6 protein-coding genes are annotated in these 4,569 nt (G+C 43.4%); 1 reads left to right on the plus strand and 5 read right to left on the minus strand.

The genetic code is table 11. From position 1 onward, the window contains the following. Nucleotides 1–192 (plus strand): IS3 family transposase (locus C1710_RS08545; RefSeq protein ID WP_146002390.1); only part of this gene is annotated, 192 nt, incomplete at its 5' end. Between the two features lie 42 nt (nucleotides 193–234). On the opposite strand, the gene C1710_RS08015 is transcribed toward C1710_RS08545, so the two are convergent. From C1710_RS08015 to C1710_RS08035, 5 genes are all read right to left on the minus strand, one after another. Continuing rightward, a complete protein-coding gene (locus C1710_RS08015) occupies nucleotides 235–1,011 on the minus strand; it encodes a TIGR01457 family HAD-type hydrolase (protein WP_102281885.1) in 777 nt (258 codons plus the stop codon). After that, nucleotides 1,008–1,571, minus strand: coding sequence for a YutD family protein (locus C1710_RS08020; protein WP_102281887.1), 564 nt, complete (start codon nucleotides 1,569–1,571; stop codon nucleotides 1,008–1,010). The genes C1710_RS08015 and C1710_RS08020 overlap by 4 nt, the downstream gene beginning before the upstream one ends. Before the next feature lie 21 nt (nucleotides 1,572–1,592). Beyond that, a complete protein-coding gene (locus tag C1710_RS08025; RefSeq protein ID WP_102281889.1) occupies nucleotides 1,593–2,201 on the minus strand; it encodes a metallophosphoesterase in 609 nt (202 codons plus the stop codon). Nucleotides 2,202–2,268: 67 nt separating this feature from the next. Further along, nucleotides 2,269–3,471 carry an acetate kinase gene (locus C1710_RS08030; protein WP_102281892.1) on the minus strand — a complete coding sequence of 401 codons (1,203 nt, stop codon included), beginning with the start codon at nucleotides 3,469–3,471 and terminating at the stop codon, nucleotides 2,269–2,271. A 22-nt stretch (nucleotides 3,472–3,493) separates the two neighbouring features. Then, a complete protein-coding gene (locus C1710_RS08035; protein WP_328587356.1) occupies nucleotides 3,494–4,453 on the minus strand; it encodes a class I SAM-dependent methyltransferase in 960 nt (319 codons plus the stop codon). Nucleotides 4,454–4,569: the final 116 nt, after the last annotated feature.

A 4,569-nucleotide genomic window follows, 5' to 3' on the forward strand; every position in this document is an offset into this window, starting at 1 on the left:
GATAACTCACCAGCCGAAAGCTTTTTTAACTTGTTAAAACGCGAGTGTTTGAATCGGATAAAGATCACTTCATTTCAGCAATTTAAAACTGTCATTGAGCAATACATCTATTGGTACAACAACGTACAATTTTCAGCAAATAAAAAAGGAATGACACCGAATGAATATATTCGATATCATTCCAATCTTTAAAAGTTAGTAAAGTGTCCAACTTTTTTATAGCACTTCATTTTCTTATTTCCACTCATCAAGGCTATTTAATTCATACGTTGGGCGAACCTTCACATCAAGAAGGTCACTACGTTGCGTCAGTCCAGTATAAACTAGCATGCTATCCATTCCCACGTTAATGGCAGCAGAAATATCCGTCTTATAGTTATCACCAACCATAATGACTTGGTCTTTCCGTAATCCGCTTTTTTTTAAAGCCATCTCCATTATGATTGGTGATGGTTTGCCTATCATTATTGGCTGAACTTGTGTGGCATAGTGGACAAGCTCTACCAGAGATCCTGCCCCCGGTACCATACCGCGCTCGTTAGGGAGGTTACTGTCAGCATTAGTCCCCACAAAGGTCGATCCTGCACGAATGGCTAATGTCGCTACTTCAAACTGATGGTATTGAACATGTGAATCGAGGCCAACCACCACAAAGTCCGGATGATCATCAGTAATAATGAACCCCTGATTGCGTAGCGCTTCTGATAAGCCACTTTCACCAATCATATAGACTCGCTGTTTTTGTGGAGTTGCTAATTTATTTTTAAGGTAATCAGCCGTCGCCAACGCACTGGTATAAACATTATTAGGACCAACATTAATTTGATGGTTCTTCCGAAGGTTATCGCTAACGAAAGCTGGTGTTCGGGTACTGTTATTGGTGACGAACATTACTAACTTGCCAGCTCGTTGTAGACGTTCCACAAAACGCGCGGCGGCAGGAATCCTCTCTGTCCCCTTGTAAGTTGTTCCATCAAGGTCGATAAAATACCCCTGATAGTCGTTAATCATTTCTCTACTCCCTTAGACTGACGTTGACGCATCAAAAAGCGCCGGTGTCGGCCATGACGAACCGTTTTCACTTCTTGATGGTGTCGCTTAGCAACTGGCGGCTGGGTCAACCTATCAACACGGGTCTTAATTGCAGCATTTGATCGCTTATGTTTAGTTTTACGCCGCGAATGACGATAGTGATGCTGACGTGGCTCTTTCACTGCTAAGTTATGAACTACAAAATAGGGGCAGCCAAAGTTACAAGCCTCAAATAAGTAATCTTCTAGATTGTTAATCTTTCGCTCTCCATCCACATGCGGGCGTTGTGCAGCATAAAAGCCCCTTAAGCGTAACTGCTCATATCCCCAATCACCAACGATATAATCATACTTCGCTAACACTATGCTGAAACGATCAGCAAATGTATCCGCGTCAAAAGCATCGCGATAATTGGCTACTAATGCATAACGGTGTCCATTTAAAGTGAAATGTATCTTGTCTTGAACATCCGCGTGATAGATTGATTCTCGTTGTTCCTCACGTTTGTCAATATACTCCTGAATCTTTGAACGGTTCAAACTACCCCTCCTTATTAGCAGTTAACCCCTTTTCAAGAAATCATCCCGTTTTCCTTCGACAATTTCTTCTATCTCCTTCATGGATAACGGCGCACCAAACTGGACCTTCTCGCTTAAATAATCAAGCTCAGGAGAGTCCACCCCGACATTGATGTTTTCCTTAATCGGCACAGCATTATGGTGAATATGGCCATGCAAGTTAATGATCTGTGGCGCGATACCCAGCAAAAGCGGGTAATGAGTCATATAGTACTGGCGGTGATCATATTTAATTAGCTTACCGACATCATGAAATTCAAATTTTTCACGGCCATTAAAAACATAGTTATGCTGTTCCAGATACTTAAATAAGGCACGTGAGTCATGGTTGCCCTTAATCAAGACCAAGTGACCGTGTAGCTGGTTAAGCACTTGAAAAATTGCATCATATGCCTTTTTGGGCGGTTTAATGAAGTACAGGGCAATGTCCCCCAGGTGATAAACAACATCATTCTCCCCCACTTTGGTGTTCCAGTGGTCAATGATTGTTTGGTTCATTTCACTAACACTGGCAAAGGGCCGCGGCGCAAAATCATCTACCCCAAGCAAGTCCTTATGGAAGAAATGTGTATCAGCTGTAACAAATTGCATAAAACCACCCCTGGTCAAAATAACGGGCGCAAGGTCATCCCCGCACCCGTTTTTTACTTCATTTATTTTACTTGGCAGCGGCTTGCTTTTTCAAGCGAAGAATATCGTGAACAATCATTAACTCCTCGTTGGTTGGAATTAACAGTGTCTTAATCTTAGCGTCCGAAGTTGATAAGTCACGTTCAACTCCTCGACAATCATTCTTTTCTGGATCAATGGAAACGCCAAAATAGGCCAGCTTATCCGCAACAGACTGACGGAACCGCTTATCATTTTCACCGACACCGGCAGTGAAGACAATCGCATCTGCTCCCTGCAATTCAGCTAAGTATTGACCGATATACTTAACTACCCGGTTATCGTTGATTTCCAATGCCAGTTGACAACGCTTATCACCCTTATTGGCACCGTCTTCAATATCACGCATATCACCAGAGACACCAGAAATACCAAGAACTCCTGACTGGTGATTAAGAATATCGATCATTTCGTCTGAACTAACACCCAGCTTTTGCTGAACGTAAGCTACTAGCGAAGGATCAACATCACCAGAACGGGTCGCCATTGTCACACCAGCTAGTGGTGAAAAGCCCATCGATGTATCAAACGACTTCCCATTCTTAATAGCGGTAATTGAAGCACCAGCACCAATATGGCAAGTAATTAGTTTGAGATCCTCTAATGGCTTACCTAACATTTTAGCTGCTCGTTGCGCAACGTAACGGTGACTAGTACCGTGAGCACCATAACGGCGTGCACCATACTTTTCATTCCACTCATATGGAACACTGTAAAGCGCGTTAAAGTCCGGCATCGTCGTGTGGAACGACGTATCAAACACAGCAACTGCAAAAGCGTTTGGCAGGGCCTTTCTGAAAGCCTTAATTCCTTCAACTTCAGCCGGATTGTGTAATGGCGCAAAGTCAGCATCTGCCATAATCTTATCAATTACTTCATCATCAATAATAGCAGAATCAGTAAAATCGCGTCCCCCGGCAACAATCCGGTGACCGACAGCTGAAATTTCATCATAGCTGTCAACAATCTGCAACGCCAACAACTGTTTTAACAAGTAGTCAACAGCGGCTTTGTGATCCTTGAATACTTGCTGATCTTCATGCTTTTGACCACCATATTCAATTTTAGCGTGGCCTTTTTCCGTTCCAATCCGCTCAATCAAACCTTCGGCAATTACTTCTTCTTCTGGCATTGCGAACAACTTAAACTTTACGGTAGAACTGCCCGCGTTAACTGCAATAATTTTTGACATCTTGTCAATTAGCTCCCTTCAACTACTTCTTAACATTCGTGGCAACCCACTGATCAATCATTCCAATAAATCGTCTAAAATCATCTTGCTTGTTAAATGTTGGGAATGTCCCTAAAAGGACTTTGCCGGCCTGCCGGCTTCCGCCACCCTGTTTTTGAAGCAAGAGCAGCGACTTTTCAGCCGCTTTATTATGAAATAAATCAGTCGGCAGATTTAACAATCCCTGCATATGAGCGACACTTTGAATCCACTTCACAAAGCCAGCCGTTTCCTTAGTCCGAAACATATTAGCTGGTACGAGAAAGACAGCCCACCCACCAGGAACAAGGTAATTGATAGTTTGCTCGATCAGTAAGTGATGGGCATATGAATGCCCTTTTTTCGCCCGTGTCCGGTAATTCTTAGTATTCTTATCCAACGGATAATAACCGATTGGCAAATCAGCCACCGCCATTTGAACCTGCGGAACTGTTAGTGGTTCCACCGCGTCTTGATGGTATAGTGTGACGTCAAGTTTTTGAAGGGCTGCACTTACACTGGCAACAGCCAGCATGCTGTCATCGTTATCAACTCCGTATCCTTCAACCGGTTCACCGGTTACCTGGTGAAGGTGATTCATAACGGTAGTCAACAAGTTTCCAGTCCCGACAACAGGGTCGAGAATTGTAACTTTTTCCTTCGGCTGTGCTACACGCTCTAAAAGGTAGGCGATAATAACACCTAACGAGTCCGGAGTCAACTGGTGGTTGGCTTGAATCGCATCCTGGTGGAGTACCTTTAACAGGCTAAGTTGTAGCATCCGACGAATATCCTCATTCGACTGTTGTCCAATGTTTAACGTCTGGTAAATTGCCTCTAGTTGCTTAACTTCCGCTGAGTTTGGCTTGCCGTCTTCAACTTGAACCTTGCCATTATCAACTAAGTTTTCAGCGTTCTCCAAGAGTGCATCTAAGTATGAACTCTTTAAAGCGGAGAGTGTCAAGAATGTTGTGTAAAAAAGGAAACTTCGCCCGCGTGAATTGGCACTTCTAAAACATCGAATCAAGCGTGTCGTGACACTCCTTGAATCCCCGATGTGCTAGATTCTCAAATTTATCG

This window comes from [Lactobacillus] timonensis (assembly GCF_900240275.1).
Taxonomy (GTDB): Bacteria; Bacillota; Bacilli; order Lactobacillales; family Lactobacillaceae; genus Limosilactobacillus; species Limosilactobacillus timonensis.